The organism is Serinicoccus marinus DSM 15273 (genome assembly GCF_008386315.1).
Taxonomy (GTDB): Bacteria; Actinomycetota; Actinomycetes; order Actinomycetales; family Dermatophilaceae; genus Ornithinicoccus; species Ornithinicoccus marinus.
The window spans coordinates 686,659-708,466 of sequence record NZ_CP043808.1; the positions used below are offsets into that span (position 1 = coordinate 686,659).

Consider the following 21,808-nt stretch of genomic DNA (forward strand, 5'->3'; position numbering starts at 1 on the left):
TCATGGAAGGCGATCAGTGGCCGGGCGAGTGGCTCCGTGGGGTGCTCGGGGTGTGCGTGCTGCGCATCCTGCTCGACGGGCCGAGCTACGGCTACGCCATCACCCAACGCCTCGCCGAGGCCGGGCTGGGCACGGTCAAGGGGGGCACCCTCTATCCCCTGCTCGCCCGCCTCGAGGACGCCGGGCACCTGGCGGTCGAGTGGCGCCCCGGCGAGGGCGGGCCCGGCCGCAAGTTCTACGCCCTCACCGAGCAGGGACGCGTTCTGGCCGGTGAGCAGGCTGCTCGCTGGGCCGACTTCACCACTGTCACGCGGGGGCTGACCGATGCGGCCGCCCGCACCCCCGAGCCGGAAGCGAGCACGCCATGAACGCCACCTCCAAGCGCCCCACCGCCAACCCCGAGCGGCTGGCCCCCAGCGTCGACGCCACCTGGGTGCGCGCCTTCGTCACCGAGCAGAACCTGCGCGGGGTCCCGGCCCACCGGATCGGCGACCAGCTGGCCACCGTCGAGAGCCACGTCCGCGAGGCCGGCGAGCCCGCCGCCGAGGCCTTCGGCGAGCCCGTCGCGTATGCCCGTGCGCTGCCGGAGGGGGAGCCGTGGCGGCTGGGCCGGCGCACCGTCGTCGAGCTGGTCCTCGGCCTCGCGGGGATGCTGCTCGTCCTGGCCGGCTTCCAGGCCTGGCTGGCCGACGGCCCGGTCCGGATCACGACCGGCTACCTCGCCGTCCTGGCGATCACCGCGCTCTGCACGGCCGCCCTCCTGCTCCGCCCGACGGCGCTGCTGCGGCTGGTCGTGGACCGGCCCGCGCTGGCCTGGGGCGTCATGATCGCGCCGTTCGCGGTCTTCGTGGTCTGCCTGCTCCTGCTACGCGCCGAGGTTGCGACGCTCCCCGTCCTGCCTGTCGCCCTCCTCGGGGTGGTGGCCCTCGCGGCCTCGAGCACGCTGGCCGCGCTCAACCCGGAGGAGGACGAGATCACCGGCCCGGGCGAGGCGCCCGGTCGCAGCGCCGTGGCCCGCCGGGTCGGCGTCCTGCTCTACCCGCTGCTCACGCTGGCCGTCATGGCGATCACCTGGGTGCCGACGCTCTTCGCGTGACCCGGCTCCCGGCATACCTCTGCCGGGTGTCGTTGACGCGCGCGTCAAGTGGCATCATGGCGTCAACGACCACCCACAACCACGAGGACGTGAGCAGTGAACATCGTCGTCTGTGTGAAGTACGTGCCCGACGCCCAGGGCGACCGCGCCTTCGAGGCGGACCACACCACCGACCGTGAGGGCGTGGACGGCATCCTCTCCGAGCTGGACGAGTATGCCGTCGAGGAGGCCCTCAAGATCGTCGAGGCGGGCGAGGGCGAGGTGACCGTGCTCACCATGGGCCCGGACGACGCCGCCACCGCCGTCAAGAAGAGTCTGCAGATGGGTGCCGACAAGGGCGTGCACGTCCTCGACGACGCCATCGCCGGCTCGGACTCGGTCGCCACCTCGCTGATCCTGGCCGAGGCGATCCAGAAGATCGGCGACGTCGACCTGGTCCTCACCGGCCTGGCCTCGACCGATGGCGTGATGTCCGTCGTGCCGGCGATGCTCGCCGAGCGCCTGGGTATGCCGCAGGTCACCTTCGCCTCCGAGCTCACCGTCGAGGGCGGGTCGGTGACGATCCGGCGCGACAACGAGTCCGTCTCCGAGACCGTCGAGGCCAGCCTGCCGGCGGTCGTCTCGGTCACCGACCAGATCAACGAGCCGCGCTACCCCTCCTTAAGGGCATCATGGCGGCCAAGAAGAAGCCGGTGGAGACCTGGGGCCTGGACGACCTCGGCATCGACGCCGCCCAGGTCGGGCTCGGGACCGCCTGGACGATGGTCACCGACATCCAGGCCCGCCCGCCGCGCGAGGCCGGTCAGGTCGTCACCGACGAGGGCCAGGGCGGCGAGGCGCTCGCCCAGTTCCTCGCCGACCGCAAGCTGGCCTGACCCGACCACGACATCCCAAGGAGCCATCGACATGAGTGAAGTCCTCGTCCTGGTCGACCACGTCGACGGAGACGTCCGCAAGACCACCGCCGAGATGCTGACCGCCGCGCGCCGCCTGGGTGAGCCGTCGGCCGTCTTCGTCGGCCAGGGGTATGCCGCGGCGAAGGAGGACCTCGCGCGCTACGGCGCCGCGAAGGTCTACCTCGCCGAGGACGCCGTCTACACCGACCACCTCGTCGCGCCCGTCGCCGAGCTGCTGGCCGACCTCGTCGGCCGGGTCTCGCCGGCCGCGGTCCTGGTCGCCTCGACCAACGACGGCAAGGAGGTCGCCGGGCGGCTCGCGATCAAGACCGGGTCCGGCATCGTCACCGACGCGGTCGACGTGCAGCCGGTCGACGGCGGCGTCGGCACGACGCAGTCGGTCTTCGCCGGCAACTACACGGTCACCACCACCGTCACCCGCGGCACCCCGGTCGTCACCGTCAAGCCCAACAGCATCAGCGCCGAGGAGGCCCCCGCCAGCCCGGCTGAGGAGGCCGTCTCGGTCGAGGTGTCCGAGGTCGCGCGGGCGGCGCGGGTCACCGCCCGGGCGGAGAAGGAGAAGTCGGACCGGCCCTCGCTGACCGAGGCCTCGATCGTCGTCTCCGGCGGGCGCGGCACCGGCGGCGACTTCGGCCCGGTCGAGTCCTTCGCCGACTCCCTCGGCGCCGCGGTCGGGGCGTCCCGCGCCGCCGTCGACGCCGGGTGGTACCCGCACTCGCACCAGGTCGGCCAGACCGGCGTCTCGGTCAGCCCGCAGCTGTATGTCGCGGCCGGCATCTCCGGCGCGATCCAGCACCGCGCCGGCATGCAGACCTCGAAGGCCATCGTCGCCGTCAACAAGGACGAGGAGGCCCCGATCTTCGAACTCGTGGACTTCGGCGTCGTCGGCGACCTGTTCACCGTCCTGCCGCAGGCGGCCGAGAAGGTGCAGCAGCACAAGGGCTGAGTCGGGCACCCGGCATACCGGGGGAAGCGACCCCTCGGATGACCTGGGCAAAGTTGCGCACCGCAGACTGTGTCGAGAGCGCTGCTTCTGGTGCACAGCCTTGCCCAGGTCGCCGCAGGGTCGCGGTATGCCCCAGCCTGACGCGGGCGCGACCCGTCCCGCGCGCGGGTGCGCCCGACCCGGCCGGCCGCTCGTAGACTGGCTGACCGTCATGAGCACCCCGCCCAGCCCGCAGCCCCAGGCCGCCCACGCCTACCTCGACCACGCCGCGACGACGCCGGTGCTGGACGAGGTGGTCGAGGTGGTCGCGCGGGAGATGCGGCAGACCGGCAACGCCAGCTCGCTGCACGACCCGGGCCGCCGGGCGCGGCGGGTGGTCGAGGAGTCCCGCGAGCAGGTCGCGGAGGCGCTGGGCGTCCGGCCGTCGGAAGTGGTCTTCACCTCCGGCGGCACCGTGGCCGACAACCTCGTGGTCAAGGGCACGTATGCCGCGCGGCGGGCCGCTGACCTGCGGCGGGACCGGCTCGTCGTCAGCGGCGTCGAGCACCATGCCGTCCTCGACCCGGTCGAGCACCTGGTCACCCACGAGGGTGCCCGGGTCACCTGGGTGGAGCCGGACGCCCAGGGCAGGATCACCGCTGACGCGCTCCGGCAGGCGCTCGACGCCGACGGTGGGCCCGAGACCGTCGCCCTGGCCAGCGTCATGTGGGCCAACAACGAGGTCGGCACGATCCAACCGGTGTCCGAGCTCGCGACCATCGCCCACGAGCACGGCATACCGGTGCACTCCGACGCCGTGCAGGTGCTGGGGCAGGCCCCGCTCGACCTGAGCCAGGTGGACCTGGGGGTCGTCACCGGGCACAAGATCGGCGGGCCGCTCGGGGTCGGCGTGCTGACCGCCGGCCGCGACCAGGCCCCGGTGCCGCTGACTCACGGCGGTGGCCAGGAGCGCGGGCTGCGCTCGGGCACGCTCGACACCCCGGCCATCGCCGGTCTCGCGCTCGCCGTCACGCACGCCGCGGAGCATCAGGAAAGCCACGCGCTGCACCTCGCCCGGCTCCGCGACGCCCTCGTCGAGGGCGCGCTCGCCCTCGACCCCGGCATCAGCGTCTCCGGCCCCTGGACCCGTGGCGACACCACGGCACGCCTCGCCGGCAACGCCCATCTCCAGGTCGCCGACTGCGAGGGCGACTCGCTGCTCTACCTGCTCGACGCGGCCGGCGTCGCCTGCTCGACCGGCTCCGCCTGCCAGGCCGGGGTGCCGCGACCGAGCCACGTGCTGCTGGCGATGGGCATACCGGAGGAGCAGGCGCGAGGTGCGCTGCGGCTGACCCTCGGGCACGGGTCGAGCCGGGCCGACGTCGACGCCTTCCTCGCCGCGCTGCCGCCCGCCCTCGAACGCGCCCGGCGCGCGCACGCCGCGAGCCGCCGCCCGAGCACCCCGGCGAGGAGCGCCTGATGCGGGTCGTCGCCGCCATGAGCGGCGGGGTCGACTCCGCCGTCGCTGCCGCGCGCATGCTCGACGCCGGTCACGAGGTCGTCGGCGTGCACCTGGCGCTCGCCCAGTCCGCCTCCACCCTGCGCGAGTCGGCGCGCGGCTGCTGCACGATCGAGGACGCCGGGGACGCGCGCAGGGTCGCCGACCGGCTCGGCATCCCGTTCTACGTCTGGGACATGGCGCAGCGCTTCCGCGAGGACGTGGTCGAGGACTTCGAGCGGGAGTATGCCGCCGGCCGCACCCCGAACCCCTGCCTGCGCTGCAACGAGAAGATCAAGTTCGCCGCGCTGCTGGACAAGGCGCTCGCGCTCGGCTTCGACGCGGTCGCCACCGGGCACTACGCCCAGATCGAGGAGCACGAGGACACCTCGGCGCCGGGCGGGGTGCGCCGCGAGCTGCACCGCGCGGTCGACCTTGCGAAGGACCAGTCGTACGTCCTCGGTGTGCTCGACGCCGACCAGCTGGCCCGCAGCTTCTTCCCGCTGGGCGACACCACCAAGCCGCAGATCAGGGACGAGGCGCGGCGGCGCGGGTTCTCGGTGGCGAAGAAGCCGGACAGCCACGACATCTGCTTCATCGCCGACGGCGACACCCGCGGCTACCTCGCGAAGCGGCTCGGCGCCGAGCCGGGGCCGATCGTCGACGCCGAGGGGGAGGTGCTGGGCGAGCACGGGGGCGCGCACGGCTACACCGTCGGGCAGCGGCGTGGTCTGGGGCTCAAGGTCCCGCCCGCCGACGGCAGCAAGCGGTATGTCGTCTCCACCGACACCCGCAGCAACACCGTCGTCGTCGGCCCGGAGGAGCTGCTCGGCGTGGACCTCGTCGAAGGCGACCACCTGCGCTGGTGCGGCGCACCGCCGCCGGTCGGCGCCGAGCTGGCCCTGGGGGCGCAGATCCGCTCCCACGGCCAGGAGTACGCTGCCCGGGTGAGCGTGGGGACGCAGGGGGACGAGGGCATACCGGAGCGGGTCGCGGTGCGGCTCGCCGAGCGGATCCGGGGCGTCGCGCCCGGACAGTCCGTGGTGCTCTACGACGGGACGAGGGTGGTGGGGTCGGCCACCATCGCGAGCACGGGGAGGGCCGCGTGCTGAGCCGGATGCGCAGCTGGCCCTGGTGGCTGCCGGAGTCGCGGCGCACCGTGCCGGTGATCCTCCTGTCCCTGCCGGTCGCCCTGCTCGTGCGCGGACGCCCGCGCAGCCTCGAGGAGATCCCCTCCTACGTCAGCGACAGTGCGGTGATCTTCCTGCTCATCTACCTCGTCATCTACACGGTCTTCACGCTCGTGGTGCTCGTCCGCTCCTCGCGGGCCGAGATGGAGGAGTGGGCGCGTGCCGAGGACCGCGGCTCCTGGGCGCAGCGCTACGTCTACGGCACCGCGCCCGGGCCGGGGGTGTCACTCTTCATCGGGGCGGCGGCGCTGCTGGTCACCATCGTCTGGATGCCCGGGGAGGTGATCGAGAACTCGGCCTTCTCGGCCGGGCTGCGGGTGCTGCTCGGGGTCTCGCTCGTCGTGGTGTCGTGGGTCGCGGTCGCCGTGTCCTTCACCGTCGCCTACCTCGTCGAGGACGTGCAGAGCGGGGGCAAGGCCCTGGGCTTCCCGGGCAAGGAGGTGCACTACCGCCCGCTCGCCGACTATGCCTACCTCGCCGTCGCCGTCTCGACGACCTTCGGCACTACCGACGTCGACCTGCGGACGGGTCAGGTGCGCCGGACCGCCACGGTGCACACCGTCGTCTCCTTCGTCTTCAACACCGTCGTCCTCGCGGTCGTGGTCAGTCTGCTCGCCTGAGCACCTAGAGTGTCCGCCGTGGTCGACGTCACCGGCATCGGATCCTGGCCCGGCACCCGGGTGCGCGAGGCGCTCGCGGTGGTGCGGGGTGAGCTCGCGCAGGGCGCCGCGGACGGCGTCCGACCCATCCCGTACCTGCCCGAGCTGCCTGCTCGCGGCCCCGGCGCCGACATGATCGGCCGGGCCGCGCACCTGCTCGTCGACCTGCCGGTGGACCTCCAGCCGCAGGGGTGGCGGCTCGTCGACCGCCCGGGCCGCGACGCCGAGCGCGCCGCCTCGCTGCTCGCCGAGGACCTGGACGAGCTCGCCGAGGCCTCCGACGGGTATGCCGGTCCGCTCAAGGTCCAGGTCGCCGGCCCCTGGACGCTTGCCGCGGCGCTGTGGCGGCCGCTCGGCGACCGCGTGCTCGGCGACGCCGGCGCGACCCGGGACGTGGTGGACTCGCTGACCGAGGGGATCGGGGCATACCTGGGGCGGGTGCAGGCCCTGGTGCCCGGCGCCGAGCTGGTGCTGCAGGTCGACGAGCCCTCGCTGCCGACCGTCCTCCGGGGCCGGGTGCGCTCGGAGTCGGGCTACAGCGTGCTCCGGACGCCGGAGCGCGGCGAGGTCGTGCCGGCGCTGCGGCAGGTCCTCGACCAGCGCGGCGCGCGGACGACCGGGGTGCACTGCTGCGCCGGCGACCCCCCGGTCGACGTGCTGGCCGGGAGCGGCGCCGACTTCGTCGCGCTCGACCTGGAGCAGGTGGGGCGTGGCCGCTTCGAGCAGGTCGCCGCGGCGGTGGAGGGTGGCGTGCGACTGTGGGCCGGTGTGGACCCGTGGTCACCGGATCCTGCCGAGCCCTTGCTACGTCGGTGGCAGGAGGTGGGGCTGTCACCGGCCGCTCTCGCCGAGGTCGGTCTGACCCCGCCGTGCGGACTGGCCTCCGCCGCGCCGGACGATGCGCTCGACGCGACGCGCGGGCTCGTCCAGGGTGCGCTCAGGCTCGCTGAGCGTGCTGACGCCTGAATCACACCCGTCCCGCTAGGCTACGGGCGTCACGCGTGCGCACCGGCACGCTCCACGGAAGGGGAATCATGACGCAGAACCCGGGCCAAGACCCGTACCAGCACGACCCGAACGCGCCGCAGCCCGAGGGCGGCTACCAGTCGGCGCCCAGCTACGACAACGCCGGCGCCGGCCACGGCGGTCCGGTCGCCAAGCCGGGCTCGGTGGGTCTGGCCGAGAAGCTCATGTATGCCGGTGGTGCCCTGGCGCTCGTCAGCGGCATCCTGGCGCTCACCACGCCGGAGGACCAGCTGCGCCAGCAGGTCGAGGAGCAGCTCGAGGCCTCCGGTCAGGCGGTCGACCCGGCCATCGTGGACGCCTCGGTCTCCAGCGCTCCCATCATCGGCCTCGTGACGGCGATCATCATCGCCGCCATCTGGTTTCTCATGGGCTTCCTCAACGGCAAGGGCAAGAGCTGGGCGCGCATCGTCGCGACCATCCTCGGTGTCATCAACGTGGTGACGACCCTGCTCAGCCTCATCGGCACGAGCATGATGCCGGGCTCCGCGGCGGGCGGCACGCTCAACCTCGTCCTGTCGCTGGTCAGCGCTGTCCTCGCGGCGGTCATCGTCTTCATGCTGTGGAAGAAGGAGTCGACGGCCTACTTCAAGAGCACCAGCTGAGCCGGGTCTGAACGGCCAGCACGAGGGGCTGGTGTCGGTGGCGTGCAGCACAATGAGCACGTGACCGACGCCAGCCCCTCGACGCATACCCCCGCCGCCGCCGACGAGGCCCCGCCGCCCGAGGACGCGCGGCGCCGCGCGACCGAGCTCGCCGAGCAGATCCGGGGCCACCAGTTCGCCTACTACGTCCGCGACGCGCCCACCGTCAGCGACGGCGAGTTCGACGGGCTGCTGCGCGAGCTGGAGGAGCTGGAGGAGGCACACCCCACGCTGCGGACCCCGGAGAGCCCGACCCAGCAGGTGGGCGGCACCTTCTCCACCGAGTTCACCGCCGTCGACCACCGCGAGCGGATGCTCAGCCTCGACAACGCCTTCTCCCCGGAGGAGCTGGACGAGTGGTTCGACCGGGTCGAGCGCGAGGCCGGGGGCGCCGAGGTGCACTACCTGTGCGAGCTCAAGATCGACGGCCTCGCGGTCAACCTGCTCTACGAGGACGGCGTCCTGACGCAGGCCCTCACCCGGGGCGACGGCCGGACGGGGGAGGACGTCACCCTCAACGTGCGCACCATCGAGGGCGTCCCGCACCGGCTGACACCGCCGACCGAGCAGCCCGCGACGTCTCCGGACGTCCCCAGCGAGATCCCTGCCCTGGTGGAGATCCGCGGCGAGGTCTTCTTCCCGCTCGAGGGCTTCACCGAGCTCAACGCCTCCCTGGTCGAGGCGGGCAAGGCGCCCTTCGCCAACCCGCGCAACTCGGCGGCCGGGTCGCTGCGGCAGAAGGACCCCCGCGTCTCGGCCAGCCGCCCGCTGCGCATGCTCGTGCACGGGATCGGAGCGCGCACCGGCTTCGACATCACCCGCCAGTCGCAGGCGTATGCCGTGCTCGGCGCCTGGGGGATGCCGGTCAGCGACCGCGCGAGGGTCGTCTCCACCCGGGCCGAGGTGCACGACATCGTCTGCTACTACGGCGAGCACCGGCACGACGTGGAGCACGAGCTCGACGGGGTGGTCGTCAAGGTCGACGAGGTGGCCGTGCAGCGCCAGCTCGGGGCGACCTCGCGGGCCCCGCGGTGGGCCATCGCCTACAAGTACCCGCCCGAGGAGGTCACGACGAAGCTGCTCGACATCAGGGTCGACGTCGGCCGCACGGGGCGGGTCACGCCCTACGGGCTGATGGAGCCGGTGCTCGTCGCCGGGTCGACCGTCGAGCGGGCCACCCTGCACAACCAGCACGAGGTCCGGCGCAAGGGCGTGCTCATCGGCGACACCGTGGTGCTGCGCAAGGCCGGCGACGTCATCCCCGAGATCCTCGGCCCGGTCGCCGACCTGCGCACAGGGGAGGAGACCGAGTTCGTCATGCCGACGCACTGCCCGTCCTGCGGCACCGAGCTGGCCGAGCAGAAGGAGGGGGACAAGGACATCCGCTGCCCCAACAGCAAGGAGTGCCCGGCACAGCTGCGGGAGCGGCTCTTCAGCCTGGCCGGGCGGGGCGGCTTCGACATCGAGGCGCTGGGCTACGAGGGCGTCACCGCGCTGCTCGACGCCGGGGTCATCCGCAACGAGGCGGGCCTGTTCGGGCTGGCCCACGGCACCCCGGAGCAGCCGCCCACCGCCGAGGAGGAGCGCGCGGACCGCGAGCGCCTCCTGGCGGTGCCGCTGTTCACCCGGTCGGCCAAGAAGGCGGACCCGCCGGAGACCGTGGTCGAGGGCCGGGTGCTCTCCGCCAACGGCGAGCGGCTGCTGGCGCACCTGCGCGGGGCGAAGGACCAGCCGCTGTGGCGGGTGCTCGTCGCGCTGTCCATCCGGCATGTCGGGCCGACGGCGGCGCGGGCGCTGGCGACCGAGTTCGGGTCGATGGAGGCCATCCGGTCGGCCTCCGTGGAGGAGTTGGCCGCGACCGAGGGGGTGGGCCAGATCATCGCCGAGTCGGTGGTCGCGTGGTTCGACGTCGACTGGCACCGGGAGGTCGTCGAGCAGTGGGCCGCCGACGGGGTGCGCATGGCGGACGAGCGTGACGCCTCGATCGAGCGCACGCTGGAGGGGAAGACGGTGGTCGTGACCGGCTCGCTCGAGGGTTTCTCGCGGGACGAGTCCAAGGAGGCGATCATCGCCCGCGGCGGCAAGGCGGCCGGGTCGGTGAGCAAGAAGACCGACTACGTCGTCGTCGGCGCCAACGCCGGGTCCAAGGCCGCCAGGGCCGAGGAGCTGGGGGTCCCGGTGCTCGACGAGGAGGGCTTCGCGCGGCTGCTGGCGTCGGGCGAGGCCTGATCGTGTCGCGGGTGACCCTGGAAGTCTCGCCGGGGCGGGCCTTTCCCGGTCGGCCCTCGGAGGTGACCGTGGAAGTCTCGCCGGGGCAGGCATTCTCCGGTCGGGCGCGGAGGGTGACCGTGGAAGTCTCGCCGGGGCAGGGATTCCCCGGTCGGTGGCACGGCTCAGACCGGTTGCTGCTCCGTCTGCTCGGCGGTGCGTAGCCCGAACCAGCTGATGACCCCGCCGCCCACGAGCAGCGCCGTGCAGGCCAGCATCGCCCACCGGTAGCCCTCGGTGAAGGCGACGGGATCGGCGTAGTCGTCGCCCGAGAGCCCGACGAGCGCCGGCAGGGCCGCCACCGACAGCAGCGAGCCGGTGCGGGCGACGGCGTTGTTGATGCCGCTGGCGAGCCCGGCATACCGGTCCGCGACCGCGGCGAGCACCGCCGCCGTGAGGGGCGAGACGAGCAGCGCGAGCCCGAGCGCGAAGACGACCATGCCGGGGACCACCCCGACCCATCCGGTGCCGCGCCCGATGCCGACCATGAGCACCGTCCCCACACCGCAGACGATCGGGCCGACGGTCATCGGGATCCGCGGCCCGATCCGGTCGGCCAGCGCCGCCGCCCGCGTCGAGAGCAGCAGCAGCGCCACCGTCACCGGCAACCCGGCCAGCCCGGACGCGGTGGCCGACCACCCGGAGGTGACCTGGAGCTGGATGACGACGAAGAGCATGACCGCCCCGAGCGCGCCGTAGACCAGCAGCGTCATCGCGTTCGCCGCGGAGAAGACCCGGGAGCCGAAGAGGTGCAGCGGCACCAGCGGGTGCGACGCCCGCCGGCTCCACAGCAGGAAGGCCGCGGCGGCGACAGCCGTCACCACCCAGGCCAGCACGAGCGCCCACGTGGGGGACTCTGCGGCGGTGGTGAGTGCCCACGTCGAGGCGCCGAGGGTCACGACCACCAGCGCCGACCCGACGAGGTCGAAGCGGCCGCTCGACTCCTCGTCGCGGCTCTCCGGTGCCGACCACCACGCCAGCGCCATGACGGCCAGGCACAGCGGCACGTTGATCGCGAAGATCCAGCGCCAGCTCGTCGTGTCGACGATCGCGCCGCCCAGCAGCGGCCCGATCGCGGCGGCGATCCCGGAGACGCCGGCCCAGGTGCCGATGGCGGGCGCCCGGTCGCCGGGGGCATAGCTGGCCTGGATCAGCGCCAGCGCGCCCGGCGTGAGCAGCGCCGCCCCGATGCCCTGCACCAGCCGGGCGGCGATAAGCTGGCCGGGGTCCTGCGCCAGCGCGCACAGCGCGGAGGCGACCATGAACCACGCCATGCCGATGAGGTAGACCCGGCGGCGGCCGATGCGATCACCGAGCGCACCGGCGACGAGCACGAGGGAGGCGAGCGAGAGCAGGTAGCCGCCCACCACCCACTGCAGCTGCGGCAGCGAGGCGGACAGCGACTCACCGATGGTGCGCAGCGCGACGTTGACGATCGACCCGTCGAGGATCGCCACCCCCGACCCAAGGGTCACGGCGGCGAGCATCGCCCGGCCGCGCGGCGAGCGCCGGTCCAGATATCCACCCTGCGGCTGATCCGTCACCGGCTCAGCGTAGGGCTCCCGGTGACGGGATCCGTCCCGCGGGCGATCCGCCGCCAGGGCGCGGGAGCCATCATGGGGGTATGCGCTCTCGACCGCTGTGGATCGCTCTCGTCGTGCTGCTGGCCCTGGTGGCGGTGGACCTCTACCGCGACGGCTCGCGTCTGGCGGCGGTGGGCTACGGTGTCCTGGCTCTCGGGATCGCCTGGTGGACCTCGCCCTGGCGCGGCCGCGGGGGCACGACCCAGGAGGAGGTGGCCGCGATGGCCGAGGAGGACCCGCGCAGCGACGTGGTCGTCTACTGGCGTCCGGGATGCGGCTTCTGCGCCATGCTCAAGGCACGGCTGGGGAGCCTGCGGGAGCGCGCCACCTGGGTCAACATCTGGGACGACGAGGACGCCGCCGCCTTCGTCCGCAGCGTCAACGACGGCAACGAGACGGTGCCCACCGTGGTGATCGACGGCATACCCCACACCAACCCGGACCCGCGACTGGTCAAGGAGCGGCTGCAGGCCGCCTGACGCCCCACCGCCGGCGCTCACGACGAGCGGGAGGAGCTCTCAGCCGCGCCCCTGCTCCGTGAACGGGCCGGACGCTGGAGGCGTCGCCGATGCTGTCGTGCGTGATGACGCCGAGGCTGCCCTCCCGGAGCAGCAGGATGGTGTGCACCGGCTCGAGCGACCCGTGCCCGGCACCGCGCGGCCTCGTGCAGGTCGGCCTCGACGAGACGGTGCCGCCGCAGCGCGCGCTCCACCGGGCGACCGTCGGCATAGAGCACGACCGGCGGGTGGTCGACGCCCCGTCCGGAATGTCCCGTGCCGGGTGGTGGTTGACGCCCTGGTGAGCGACCAGACCACCCCCACGACCCTGCTCGTCCTCCTCGGCAGCCTGCGCGCCGACTCGTCCAACCGGCGGCTGGCCGAGGCGGCGATCGCCCAGCTCCCGGCAGGCATTGCGGCCCACGTCAGCGTGCTGCCCGCGCTGCTGCCGCACTACGACCAGGACCTCGACGGCGACGACGTGCCCGAGGCCGTGACGACGTTCCGCGCGGAGGTGGCCGCCGCCGATGCGGTGCTGGTCGTCACCCCTGAGTTCAACGGCAGCCTGCCGGGCGTGCTCAAGAACGCCATCGACTGGGCCTCCCGCCCGCGTGCCGAGGCCGCGCTGGCGGGGATGCCCGTCGCCGTGCTCGGAGCCGCCGCCTCGCCGCGGGCGGCGCAGTGGGCGCGCGAGGACGCCGTCCGCGTACTCACCGTCGCCGGGGCCCGGCCGCTGGAGACGACGGTGGGTTGGGCTCCTCGCTCGCGGCCTTCGACGGCGCGGACCTCACCGACCGCGAGGTCGCGGAGGCGGTGGCGGCGACGATGCGCCGCCTGGTCAGCGAGCCGCTGGCGGCCTGAGCGGCCCGTCCACGGCGTGGATCTCGTTGCCGAAGCTGCTCCCCACGCCGTCACCGTCCTGCGGTGAGACGTCGACGACGATCCCGGTCCGCACGTCCAGGCTGACGAGGTATGCCGTCGGCAGGCTCTCCCGCGACGTCGCCAGGGTGGGGTCGTCCGGGCCGTACTCGGGCAGTCGGCTGGCCACGCTGTCCAGCAGCGGGCAGCACCCGCAGCGGGGGTCGTAGGCGTCCACGAGCGGGCGGCACACCGCCTGCCAGGCGCGTCGCCCCCGCAGCTCGACCTCGGCGACCTCGGTCACCCCGACGCCCGGCACGCCGCCGTCCGGCTGCTCACCCGGCAGCAGGCCGTCGGCCAGCTCGACTGGGTCGAGCATGGCGGTCCAGCGGTAGTCGCCCCACATCGGGTCGGAGTGGTCCTGGTGCCAGCCCCGGGGCCTCGCCGAGACCAGCCCGTCTTCGCGGAAGGTCACGCCCTCGTCCCGGCCGGGCGGGACGTAGGGCGGAGGGGGCCCAGAGGGGCGTTCCTCCCCGGGCTCCCAGGCGAAGCCCACAGCCGTGCCGTACGGCACCTCGGTGTCGGTGAAGACCTCCCGACCATGCTGCACCGTGAGCCGCGGCTCCTCCCGGTCCAGCCAGGCCTGCGCCGGCTCGTCCCGCGCCACGGTGCCACCGTCGTGGGCGCGATGGGTCCAGTGCAGCGTCGTGAAGCGCCACGGCGCGCTGCGCGCCAGCGCACGGAAGTCCTCCGCGTCCGGGGTGCGGGTCAGGTCGGTGCTCACCCCGCGACGCTACCGGTCTCCCGTGCTGTCGGCGACGGGCTTCTCGACCCAGGGAGCGCCCACCTCGCCCCCGGACGGACCTGGGCAAGGCTCTGCACCGGAAACCACGTCGAGAGCGCTGCCTCCGGTGCCCAACCTTGCCCAGGTCCCGTCGCAGTGCACAGCCTTGCCCAGGTCGGGTCGCCGGTCACCGTGGTGTGGTCCCGTCCCGGTGCTCAACTCTGCTCAGGTCGGGCCCAGAGGTATGCCCGGTCGCCCGCCCGGGTGCCGGGCACCAGGGCGGCACCGCGTGCGACCTAGACTGGCGGCCATGTCCAACCTCTCGCGCGAGGACGTCGCGCACGTCGCCATGCTGGCCCGGATCCAGCTCGAGGACGCCGAGCTCGACCGCTTCGCCGGCCAGCTCGACCAGATCGTCGACTGGGTGGGCCAGGTCGGCGAGGTGACCTCGGCCGACGTGCCCCCGATGTCCCACCCGCTGCCGCTGACCAACGTGACGCGCCCGGACGAGGTGCGCCCGAGCCTGACCCGCGAGCAGGCCCTGGCCAACGCCCCGCAGGCGCAGGACGACCGCTTCGCGGTGCCGCGCATCCTGGACGAGGAGTGAGATGAGCGACACCACCACCCACGCCGCGTCGGGCGGGGGGTCGGCCGAGGCCGACCTCACCCGGCTCACCGCGGTCGAGATGACCGACCGGCTCGCCGCCGGGACCATCACCTCGGTCGAGCTGACCCGGGCCCACCTCGACCGCATCGCGCGGCTCGACCCGACGCTCCACGCCTTCCTGCTCGTCGACGCCGAGGGCGCGCTCGCCACGGCAGCCGAGGTCGACGCGGCCCGCGCCGCGGGGGAGGAGCTGCCCCGCCTCGCCGGCGTCCCGGTCGCGGTCAAGGACATCGCGTGCACCCAGGGCCTGGCCACCACCGCGGGCAGCCGCATGCTGGAGGGCTTCGTGCCGCCCTACGACGCCACCATCGTGACCCGGCTGCGCGAGGCCCGGATGCCCATCCTCGGCAAGACCAACATGGACGAGTTCGCCATGGGCTCCTCCACCGAGCACTCCGCCTTCGGCCCGACCCGCAACCCGTGGGACCTCTCCCGCATCCCCGGCGGGTCCGGCGGCGGCAGCAGCGCGGCGGTCGCGGCATACCTCGCGCCGCTGGCGATCGGCTCCGACACCGGCGGCTCGATCCGCCAGCCCGCCGCGGTCACCGGCACGGTCGGCACCAAGCCGACCTACGGCGCGGTCAGCCGCTACGGCGTCATCGCGCTCGCCTCGAGCCTGGACCAGATCGGCCCGTGCGCCCGCACCGTCGCCGACGCCGCGCTCCTGCACGAGGTCATCGCCGGGCACGACCCGATGGACTCCACCTCGGTCGACGCGCCGGTCCCCGACGTCGTCGGCGCGAGCGCCACGGGTGACCTGACCGGCCTGCGGGTCGGCGTGGTGCGCGAGATCAGCGGCGAGGGCTTCCAGGCCGGCGTACAAGCCCGCTTCGACGAGGCGCTGGAGCAGCTGCGCGCGCTCGGCGCCGAGATCACCGAGGTCTCCTGCCCGCACTTCGGGTATGCCATGGCCGCCTACTACCTCATCCTCCCCTCCGAGGCGAGCAGCAACCTGGCCCGCTACGACGCGATGCGCTACGGCCTGCGCGAGGTGCCCGAGGGCAGCCCGAGCGCCGAGCAGGTCATGGGTGCCTCCCGCGACGCGGGCTTCGGCGACGAGGTGAAGCGGCGCATCATCCTGGGCACGTATGCGCTGTCCAGCGGCTACTACGACGCCTACTACGGCCAGGCGCAGAAGGTCCGCACCCTCATCGCCCGCGACTTCGCGGCCGCCTTCGAGCAGGTCGACGTGCTGGTCAGCCCGACTGCACCGACCACGGCCTTCCCGATCGGTGACAAGACGCAGGACCCGATGGCGATGTATCTCAACGACATCGCGACGATCCCCGCCAACCTCGCCGGGGTGCCGGGCATGTCGATCCCGTCCGGCACCGCCGACGAGGACGGTCTGCCCGCCGGGCTGCAGATCCTCGCCCCCGCGATGCAGGATCAGCGCCTGTATGCCGTCGGCGCGGCCCTGGAGGCCAGGCTGCGCGAGGTGCACGGCGGCTACGTCATCGAGCAGGCTCCCGAGATCGAGGTGGAAGCATGAGCACGACCGCGACCCGCGAGGCCGTCGTCCCGTTCGAGGACCTGATGACCCGCTACGAGCCGGTGATCGGGCTCGAGGTGCACGTCGAGCTGGGCACCGCGACCAAGATGTTCTGCGGGTGCGCGACCGAGTTCGGGGCCGAGCCCAACACCCAGACCTGCCCGGTGTGCCTGGGCCTGCCCGGCGCGCTGCCGGTGGTCAACGGCACCGCGGTGGAGTCGGCGATCCGGATCGGCCTGGCGCTCAACTGCGAGATCGCGCAGTGGTGCCGCTTCGCCCGGAAGAACTACTTCTACCCGGACATGCCGAAGAACTTCCAGACCAGCCAGTACGACGAGCCGATCGCCTTCGAGGGCCATCTGGACGTCGAGGTGCCCCCGCGTGACGGGGTCGACGAGGAGCCCTTCACCTACCGCGTCGAGATCGAGCGGGCCCACATGGAGGAGGACACCGGCAAGTCCACCCACCTTCAAGCGGACGGCCGGAGCGCTCGTATACAGGGCGCGAGCCACAGCCTCGTCGACTACAACCGCGCGGGCATACCCCTCATCGAGATCGTCACCAAGCCGCTCACCGGCGCCGGCGAGCGGGCGCCGGAGGTCGCGCGCGCCTACGTCGGCGCGCTGCGCGACCTGCTGCGCGCGCTGGACGTCTCCGACGTCAAGATGGAGCAGGGCTCGCTGCGCTGCGACGCCAACGTCTCGCTCATGCCGACCGGTGGCGAGCGCTTCGGCACCCGCACCGAGACCAAGAACGTCAACAGCCTGCGCTCGGTGGAGCGGGCGGTGCGCTACGAGATGACCCGGCACGCCGCGGTGCTCGACGCCGGCGAGACGATCCTGCAGGAGACCCGGCACTGGCACGAGGACACCGGGATCACCACCTCCGGTCGCCCCAAGTCGGACGCCGACGACTACCGCTACTTCCCCGAGCCCGACCTGGTGCCGGTCGCCCCGACCCGCGAGGACGTCGAGCGGCTGCGCGCCACCCTCCCAGAGAACCCCACCGAGCGGCGCCGGCGGCTGCAGGGGGAGTGGGGGTATGCCGATCTCGAGATGCGCGACGTCGTCAACGCCGGCGCGGTCGAGGTCATCGAGGAGACCGTCGCCGCCGGCGCGACGCCCGCCGCCGCCCGCAAGTGGTGGATGGGCGAGCTGGCCCGCCGGGCCAAGACCGCGGGTGCGGAGGGAGGCGCTGTCGACCTGCTCGACCTGGGGGTCACCCCCGCCCACGTCGCCGAGCTCGACGGCCTGGTCACCGGTGGCCGGCTCAACGACTCGATGGCGCGGCAGACGCTGGACGGCGTCCTGGCCGGCGAGGGCACGCCGACCCAGGTCGCCGACGCCCGCGGCCTGGAGCTGGTCCAGGACGACGGCGCGCTGCAGACCGCTGTCGACGAGGTCATCGCCGAGAACGGCGACGTCGTGGAGAAGATCCGCGGCGGCAAGACCCAGGCGGTCGGCGCCCTCATCGGCCAGGTGATGAAGAAGATGCGCGGCCAGGCCGACGCGGCGAAGGCCCGCGAGCTCATCCTCGCCACCCTCGGCCTCGAGGGCTGAGCGCTGGTATGCCCTCCCGCCCGCCCGTCGCGGCCGTCCCCGAGGAGCTGGCGCCCTACCTCGGGGAGGTGGCCGGCGTCGAGGTCCTGCCCTACGACCACCACGACGTCGGGGCGCTGCCGGGTGGCGGACGGGACGTCGACGTCCTCGCGCTGTCGATGATCGCCGGGCCGTGGCTGCGGCGGATGGACGAGGTGCCGGGTCTGCGGGCCGTCGTCCTGGCCTCGGCCGGCTACGAGCACGCGCTGCCCTACCTGCCCGGCGGGGTCCAGCTGGCGAATGCCGTGGGCGTGCACGACACGGCGACCAGCGAGCTCGGGCTCGCGCTCGTCCTCGCCGCGCAGCGGCACCTGCCGCACCACGTGCTGCGCCAGGCGCAGGGCGTGTGGGACCGCTCGGCACCCGGACCGTGGCGCTCGCTGGCGGACTCCACGGTGCTCGTCGTCGGCTACGGCGGCATCGGGACCGCGCTCGCCCGTCGGCTGCGGGCGTGCGAGTGCGAGGTCGTGGCGGTCGCGAGCACCGACCGGGACGGTGACGACCTCGTCGACCGGGTGCACGGCATCGAGCACCTGCCGGACCTGCTGCCCGCCGCGGACGTCGTGGTCCTGACCCTGCCGCTCACGGACGCCACGCACGGACTGCTCGGTGCGAAGGAGCTGGCGGCGCTGCCGGACCACGCTCTCGTGGTCAACATCGCCCGGGGCCCGGTCGTCGACACCGACGCCCTCCTCGCGGAGTGCGCGTCCGGCCGGACTCCGGGCCGCCCTGGACGTCACCGACCCCGAGCCGCTGCCCGACGGGCACCCGTTGTTCTCCACCCCGGGGGTGCTGGTCGTGCCGCACGTCGGGGGAGCCTCACCGGCCTCGCTGCCGCGCATGGGAAGTTACCTCCGGTCCCAGCTCGAGGTATACCGGGACACGAGACAGCTGCGCCACACCGTCGGTAGTTGAGCATTCACCCACCGCCTGACCTGCACAAATACATCTCCAGGTGAACATCTGGCCACAGCGTCCCTTGACCCTTGCGCCAACCTACCGACCTCGGTATAGGGTGCATGGAGCCGGTGCCCATGGGAGGCCTCGGCTCCACCTGCCGGTCGCCTCGCCGCGATCTGGCGTGACACTGAAACAGGGGTTATTGCAGTGACGCAACGGACAACGTCGGGGGCACGCCGCGCCCTGGCCATGGTGGCTGGGATCAGCCTCGTGGCCGGACTGGCGCCAGCAGCCGCCTCCGCGATCGACGGGCCGGCACCGGCCGGACCGGTCAGCGCGACCGGTGACTTCCAGGACGGCGCCTACATCGTCGTCCTCAAGGATCTTCCGCTGGCGACCAACCCGGGCACCGCCGGGTCGGCCATGGCCAAGGTGGACACCACCTCAGCGCAGGCCGTCGCCTACGCCGACCGGCTCCTCGCCCTGCAGGACGCCGTCCTGCAGGGTGTGGCGGCCGAGCCGACCTACCGCTACACCGTGGCCCTCAACGGATTCGCCGTGAACCTGACGGCGGCCGAGGCGGCCGCGCTCTCCCAGCGTCCCGACGTGGCCTCCGTGACCCGGTCCACGATGCGGCAGCTGCAGGAGGGCATCATCAACGAGCCCGACGGTGCGCCGGCGCAGCCCGACACCGACCTCTCGCCCGACCTGCTCGGCCTGCGTGGCGACGGCGGCGTCTGGCAGCAGCTCGGCGGACCGATGGAGGCCGGCGCGGGGACCGTCGTCGGCATCATCGACTCGGGCATCGCCTACGACAACCCGTCCTTCGACGCGGCCGGTATGCCCGCCCCGCCCGCCTCGTGGTCGGGTGAGTGCGAGACCGGCGAGGGCGAGGACGCGGGCGACTTCCCCGCGTCCGCCTGCACCAACAAGCTGGTCGGCGCCCGCTACTTCGTCGAGGGCGCCCGGGCCGCCGGCTACGAGCCCGCCCCCGAGGAGAGCGTCAGCCCGCTCGACGTCGACAGCCACGGCTCGCACGTGGCGGGCACCGCGGCCGGCTCCCAGGTCGAGCTCGAGGACACCGGTGGCAACACCTACAACATCGCCGGCATGGTGCCGGGGGCGCACGTGGCGGCCTACAAGGTCTGCTACGACTTCGGGTGCCACCCGGACGACTCGATCGCGGCGGTCGACGCCGCGCTCGCCGACGGTGTCGACGTGCTGAACTTCTCGGTCAGCGGCGACCCGACCACCTTCGAGGACCCGGTCGACCTGGCCTTCAAGAACGCCGCGGCCGCCGGGTCTTCTCGGCCGCCTCCGCGGGCAACTCCGCCGAGGACGGCGTGCCGGTGGCGCACCTCGGGCCGTGGCAGACCACGGTCGGTGCCTCCACCCACCGCGCCGAGGACGGCCCCGTCCCGTCCATCGGATCCTTCTCCGGCCGCGGCCCGGTGGACGTCGCCCCGGACGAGCAGACCATCCTCAAGCCGGACATCGGTGCCCCCGGCATCAACGTCCTGGCCGCGGCCGCCAGCGACGGCGGCCCGAACTGGGGCTACCTGACCGGTACCTCCATGTCCTCGCCGCACATCGCCGGCCTCGCCGCGCTGATCCACGGTGAGTACCCGGAGTGGTCGCCGATGGCGATCAAGTCGGCCATGCAGACCTCGACGATCGACTACGCCAACGCCGAGAGCAACCAGGCGATCGTCGGCGGCACCGGTTTCGTCGAGCCGCGCAGCTTCCTGGCCCCCGGCCTGGTCTTCGACTCGACCGAGGCCGACTGGGACGCCTTCCTGGCGGACCCGACCATGGGCTACGAGCTCAACGCGGCCTACGTCTCGGTCCCCGCGCTGGGCACCGAGCCGACCACGCTGACCCGCACCGTCACCAACCCCGGTGGCGCGGACGCGACCTTCGAGGCCTCCTTCGCCGGTCCGGACACCCTGTCCGTCACCGTCGAGCCGGCCTCGGTGACCGTCCCGGCCGGTGGCTCCGCCGAGCTGACGATCACCGTCGCCAACACCGGCGCGGACACCGACGTGTGGCAGGAGGGCGACCTCAGCTGGACCTCCGGCGAGACCGTCGTGGAGATCCCGGTCCTGGCCCGCGGCGAGGTCGCGGACGACGACCCGGACCCGGAGCCCGACCCCATGGTCGAGCGCGTGTTCGGTGAGGACCGCTACGACACCGCGGCCGAGATCGCGGCGCTCTACCCGGCCATCGAGACGGTCTACGTCGCCTCGGGCACCGGCTTCGCCGACGCCATGTCGGGCTCGCCGGCCGCCTCGCAGGGTCTGGTCCCGCAGATGATGACCACCCCCGAGGGCGACCCGGCCCCGGTCCTGCTGACCAAGAACGACCGGCTGCCGAACGCGACGGCCGCGTCCCTGGAGACGCTGGACCCGACCAACATCGTCATCCTCGGTGGTGAGGGTGCGGTCGACGGCGACGTCGAGGCCGAGCTCGCCGCCTACGGCGAGGTCTCCCGCGTCGAGGGCACGGACCGCTACGAGACCTCCGCCAACCTCGCCATCATGTTCGGTGAGGACGTCGACACGGTCTACCTCGCCTCCGGTGCGGATGCCGCCTACGCGGACGCCCTGACCGGTGCGGCCCGTGCGGGCAGCGAGACCGCTCCGGTCCTGCTGACCCGTCCGGACATGGTGCCGGCCGCCACGGCCGAGGCGCTGGCGACCCTGAACCCCGACAACCTCATCGTCCTCGGTGGTGAGGGTGCGGTGAGCGACGTCGTCTACACCGCGGTGCAGGCGGACGACCGCATCGCGGGCGCCAACCGCTACGAGACCGCTGTCGCGATCTCGCAGGAGCACGAGCCCGACGTGGAGATCGTCCACATCGCCTCGGGCCGTGACTTCCCCGACGCCCTGGCCGGCTCCGCGCTCGCGGGCACCCAGGACGTGCCGGTGCTGCTCACCAAGCCCGACCAGCTCCCGTCGGCCACGCTGGCCGAGCTGGAGCGGCTGAGCCCGGAGCGGGTCGTCATCCTCGGTGGCACCAACGCGGTGTCGCAGGACGTCGAGGACCGGCTCAACGAGGAGTACCCGGGCTGGGTCGGCTGAGGCTGACCTGACCGGCCGGGTCTCCCGGCACGCATGACCGGCAGGGCCGGGGCGGGTATCCGCCCCGGCCCTGCGGCGTCCCCGCGTGGGCATGCGGGACGATGGTCGAGCCCGCGGAGCGGGCCA

The 21,808-nt window shown here is 73.2% G+C and carries 18 protein-coding genes and 3 pseudogenes; 19 read left to right on the plus strand and 2 right to left on the minus strand.

Going from position 1 to position 21,808, the window contains the following annotated elements; translation table 11 throughout:
• Positions 1-2: 2 nt before the first annotated feature.
• The 10 genes and pseudogenes from FU792_RS03375 to ligA all read left to right on the plus strand — a co-directional run bounded on the left by FU792_RS03375 (position 3) and on the right by ligA (position 10,181).
• A complete protein-coding gene (locus FU792_RS03375; protein ID WP_022924363.1) occupies positions 3-368 on the plus strand; it encodes a PadR family transcriptional regulator in 366 nt (121 codons plus the stop codon).
• Entirely contained in the window at positions 365-1,096 is a 732-nt protein-coding gene (locus tag FU792_RS03380) for a hypothetical protein (RefSeq protein WP_022924362.1), read from the plus strand. Before FU792_RS03375 ends, FU792_RS03380 begins: the two co-directional genes overlap by 4 nt.
• A gap of 96 nt (positions 1,097-1,192) precedes the next feature.
• Positions 1,193-1,971 (plus strand): annotated as a pseudogene (locus FU792_RS03385) (electron transfer flavoprotein subunit beta/FixA family protein).
• Positions 1,972-2,002: 31 nt separating this feature from the next.
• Complete coding sequence (locus FU792_RS03390) at positions 2,003-2,959, plus strand: electron transfer flavoprotein subunit alpha/FixB family protein (RefSeq protein WP_022924360.1); 957 nt, start codon at positions 2,003-2,005, stop codon at positions 2,957-2,959.
• 211 nt (positions 2,960-3,170) lie between these two features.
• A complete protein-coding gene (locus tag FU792_RS03395; protein ID WP_149814547.1) occupies positions 3,171-4,418 on the plus strand; it encodes a cysteine desulfurase family protein in 1,248 nt (415 codons plus the stop codon).
• Positions 4,418-5,548 carry a tRNA 2-thiouridine(34) synthase MnmA gene (gene mnmA, locus FU792_RS03400; RefSeq protein WP_022924358.1) on the plus strand — a complete coding sequence of 377 codons (1,131 nt, stop codon included), beginning with the start codon at positions 4,418-4,420 and terminating at the stop codon, positions 5,546-5,548. Before FU792_RS03395 ends, mnmA begins: the two co-directional genes overlap by 1 nt.
• 5 nt (positions 5,549-5,553) lie before the next feature.
• The gene (locus FU792_RS03405; RefSeq protein WP_149814548.1) at positions 5,554-6,246 is read left to right on the plus strand and encodes a DUF1345 domain-containing protein; all 693 of its coding nucleotides are present in this window, start codon (positions 5,554-5,556) and stop codon (positions 6,244-6,246) included.
• Positions 6,247-6,264: 18 nt separating this feature from the next.
• A complete protein-coding gene (locus FU792_RS03410) occupies positions 6,265-7,251 on the plus strand; it encodes a uroporphyrinogen decarboxylase/cobalamine-independent methonine synthase family protein (protein ID WP_028130901.1) in 987 nt (328 codons plus the stop codon).
• 68 nt (positions 7,252-7,319) lie between these two features.
• On the plus strand, positions 7,320-7,913 hold the full coding sequence (locus FU792_RS03415; RefSeq protein ID WP_022924355.1) for a hypothetical protein: 594 nt from the start codon (positions 7,320-7,322) through the stop codon (positions 7,911-7,913).
• A gap of 60 nt (positions 7,914-7,973) precedes the next feature.
• Positions 7,974-10,181 (plus strand): NAD-dependent DNA ligase LigA, encoded by a 2,208-nt coding sequence (gene ligA, locus FU792_RS03420; protein WP_033418683.1) that lies wholly within the window; start codon positions 7,974-7,976, stop codon positions 10,179-10,181.
• Between the two features lie 164 nt (positions 10,182-10,345).
• On the opposite strand, the gene FU792_RS03425 is transcribed toward ligA, so the two are convergent.
• Entirely contained in the window at positions 10,346-11,764 is a 1,419-nt protein-coding gene (locus FU792_RS03425; protein ID WP_237739995.1) for an MFS transporter, read from the minus strand.
• 80 nt (positions 11,765-11,844) lie between these two features.
• On the opposite strand from FU792_RS03425, the gene FU792_RS18745 reads away from it, so the two are divergent.
• Together FU792_RS18745 and FU792_RS03435 are read left to right on the plus strand one after the other, a co-directional pair.
• Complete coding sequence (locus FU792_RS18745) at positions 11,845-12,282, plus strand: glutaredoxin domain-containing protein (protein WP_022924352.1); 438 nt, start codon at positions 11,845-11,847, stop codon at positions 12,280-12,282.
• A 319-nt stretch (positions 12,283-12,601) separates the two neighbouring features.
• A complete protein-coding gene (locus tag FU792_RS03435; protein WP_238706040.1) occupies positions 12,602-13,228 on the plus strand; it encodes an NADPH-dependent FMN reductase in 627 nt (208 codons plus the stop codon).
• On the opposite strand, the gene FU792_RS03440 is transcribed toward FU792_RS03435, so the two are convergent.
• Entirely contained in the window at positions 13,139-13,942 is an 804-nt protein-coding gene (locus FU792_RS03440) for a hypothetical protein (protein WP_022924349.1), read from the minus strand. The genes FU792_RS03435 and FU792_RS03440 overlap by 90 nt on opposite strands.
• Before the next feature lie 310 nt (positions 13,943-14,252).
• On the opposite strand from FU792_RS03440, the gene gatC reads away from it, so the two are divergent.
• The 7 genes and pseudogenes from gatC to FU792_RS18355 all read left to right on the plus strand — a co-directional run bounded on the left by gatC (position 14,253) and on the right by FU792_RS18355 (position 21,682).
• On the plus strand, positions 14,253-14,549 hold the full coding sequence (gatC, locus tag FU792_RS03445) for an Asp-tRNA(Asn)/Glu-tRNA(Gln) amidotransferase subunit GatC (RefSeq protein ID WP_022924348.1): 297 nt from the start codon (positions 14,253-14,255) through the stop codon (positions 14,547-14,549).
• A gap of 1 nt (position 14,550) precedes the next feature.
• Positions 14,551-16,101 (plus strand): Asp-tRNA(Asn)/Glu-tRNA(Gln) amidotransferase subunit GatA, encoded by a 1,551-nt coding sequence (gene gatA, locus FU792_RS03450; RefSeq protein ID WP_022924347.1) that lies wholly within the window; start codon positions 14,551-14,553, stop codon positions 16,099-16,101.
• Positions 16,098-17,660: an Asp-tRNA(Asn)/Glu-tRNA(Gln) amidotransferase subunit GatB gene (gene gatB, locus FU792_RS03455; RefSeq protein ID WP_022924346.1), complete on the plus strand. Its 1,563-nt coding sequence runs from the start codon at positions 16,098-16,100 to the stop codon at positions 17,658-17,660. The genes gatA and gatB overlap by 4 nt, the downstream gene beginning before the upstream one ends.
• 185 nt (positions 17,661-17,845) lie before the next feature.
• A pseudogene (locus FU792_RS03460) lies at positions 17,846-18,355 on the plus strand (NAD(P)-dependent oxidoreductase); the annotation flags it as partial.
• The gene (locus FU792_RS18350) at positions 18,309-18,614 is read left to right on the plus strand and encodes an NAD(P)-dependent oxidoreductase (protein ID WP_275100766.1); all 306 of its coding nucleotides are present in this window, start codon (positions 18,309-18,311) and stop codon (positions 18,612-18,614) included. The pseudogene FU792_RS03460 and the gene FU792_RS18350, both read left to right, overlap by 47 nt.
• A gap of 234 nt (positions 18,615-18,848) precedes the next feature.
• Positions 18,849-19,871: pseudogene (locus FU792_RS17675) on the plus strand (S8 family serine peptidase); the annotation flags it as partial.
• A gap of 77 nt (positions 19,872-19,948) precedes the next feature.
• Positions 19,949-21,682 (plus strand): cell wall-binding repeat-containing protein, encoded by a 1,734-nt coding sequence (locus FU792_RS18355; RefSeq protein WP_338101151.1) that lies wholly within the window; start codon positions 19,949-19,951, stop codon positions 21,680-21,682.
• The last annotated feature ends 126 nt before the right edge of the window (positions 21,683-21,808 follow it).

Coding starts and splice junctions, on each gene's coding strand:
- gatC (WP_022924348.1), top strand. CDS start 14,253: ATGTCCAACCTCTCGCGCGAGGACGTCGCGCACGTCGCCATGCTGGCC.
- gatB (WP_022924346.1), top strand. CDS start 16,098: ATGAGCACGACCGCGACCCGCGAGGCCGTCGTCCCGTTCGAGGACCTG.
- FU792_RS03390 (WP_022924360.1), top strand. CDS start 2,003: ATGAGTGAAGTCCTCGTCCTGGTCGACCACGTCGACGGAGACGTCCGC.
- mnmA (WP_022924358.1), top strand. CDS start 4,418: ATGCGGGTCGTCGCCGCCATGAGCGGCGGGGTCGACTCCGCCGTCGCT.
- FU792_RS03415 (WP_022924355.1), top strand. CDS start 7,320: ATGACGCAGAACCCGGGCCAAGACCCGTACCAGCACGACCCGAACGCG.
- FU792_RS03405 (WP_149814548.1), top strand. CDS start 5,554: ATGCGCAGCTGGCCCTGGTGGCTGCCGGAGTCGCGGCGCACCGTGCCG.
- FU792_RS18745 (WP_022924352.1), top strand. CDS start 11,845: ATGCGCTCTCGACCGCTGTGGATCGCTCTCGTCGTGCTGCTGGCCCTG.
- FU792_RS03375 (WP_022924363.1), top strand. CDS start 3: ATGGAAGGCGATCAGTGGCCGGGCGAGTGGCTCCGTGGGGTGCTCGGG.
- FU792_RS03395 (WP_149814547.1), top strand. CDS start 3,171: ATGAGCACCCCGCCCAGCCCGCAGCCCCAGGCCGCCCACGCCTACCTC.
- gatA (WP_022924347.1), top strand. CDS start 14,551: ATGAGCGACACCACCACCCACGCCGCGTCGGGCGGGGGGTCGGCCGAG.
- FU792_RS03380 (WP_022924362.1), top strand. CDS start 365: ATGAACGCCACCTCCAAGCGCCCCACCGCCAACCCCGAGCGGCTGGCC.